The sequence below is a fragment of the Acidovorax sp. KPB24-03 genome (assembly GCF_057546605.1).
The window spans coordinates 1-811 of sequence record NZ_BAAJYR010000822.1; the positions used below are offsets into that span (position 1 = coordinate 1).

Sequence of the window (811 nt, forward strand, 5' to 3'; positions counted from 1 at the left end):
CTGCCCCGTGGCCGTGGCCAGCGGCGGAATGCCCGTGAGGTAGCGGCGCGCGAAGCTCGCGGCCACCGCGTAGCACGACGAGGCCAGCAGGCAGGCCCCGAGCGCCCAGCCGGCGTGCCCCGTCTTCAGGCCCACGCCCGCCGGCGCCCGCCAGGCCAGCAGCGCCACGCCGATGAACCCCAGCGCCAGCCCAAGCCAGCGCAGCCGCGTGATGCGGTCGCCCAGCCACACCCAGGCCACCAGCGCACCGAAGAGCGGCACCGTCGCGTTCAGGATGGACGTGAGCCCGGTCGCCAGGTGCATCACCGCCCAGGCGAACAGCGCGAACGGAATGGCGGAGTTGATCAGCCCGGCCAGCATGATCGGCCGCCAGTGCTGGCGCAGCGCCGGCCACTGCCCCTGGCGCAGCAGGATCGGCCAAAGGAAGAGCGTGGCCAGGCCCACGCGCAGGCCGGCGGCGGGCAGCGCGCCGAACTCCGCCGCGCCCAGCCGCATGAACAGGAACAAGGCGCCCCAAAGCGCCGACAGCACGATGAACTCCGCCCAGCCACGCCCTGGGTGCTGCGCCCACGGCACCCGGCGCGCGGCCGCCCGCGCGCTCATGCCGTGGCCCCAGCGGCGGCAGGTGCTTCGCCGGCAAAGAGCGGCAGCGTGCCCGGTCGGTCGTTGTGCGCCCCGCTGCCAGCCGGCACCGCGCCTTCGTGCCGCAGCAGCCAGGCCTTGCGCGGCAATCCGCCGGCATAGCCCGTCAGGCTGCCCGCCGAGCCCACCACGCGGTGGCACGGCACGATCACGCTCACCGGGTTGCGGC

General features: G+C 75.2%; 2 protein-coding genes. Both read right to left on the reverse strand.

Annotated features, from left to right (window positions below; all coding sequences use genetic code 11):
* The coding region (locus AC27KI_RS26230; protein WP_487116784.1) for a DMT family transporter at positions 1 to 603 on the reverse strand (603 nt) is incomplete at its 3' end.
* A partial coding sequence (locus AC27KI_RS26235) for a methylated-DNA--[protein]-cysteine S-methyltransferase (protein WP_487116786.1) occupies positions 600 to 811 on the reverse strand: 212 nt, incomplete at its 5' end. The genes AC27KI_RS26230 and AC27KI_RS26235, both read right to left, overlap by 4 nt.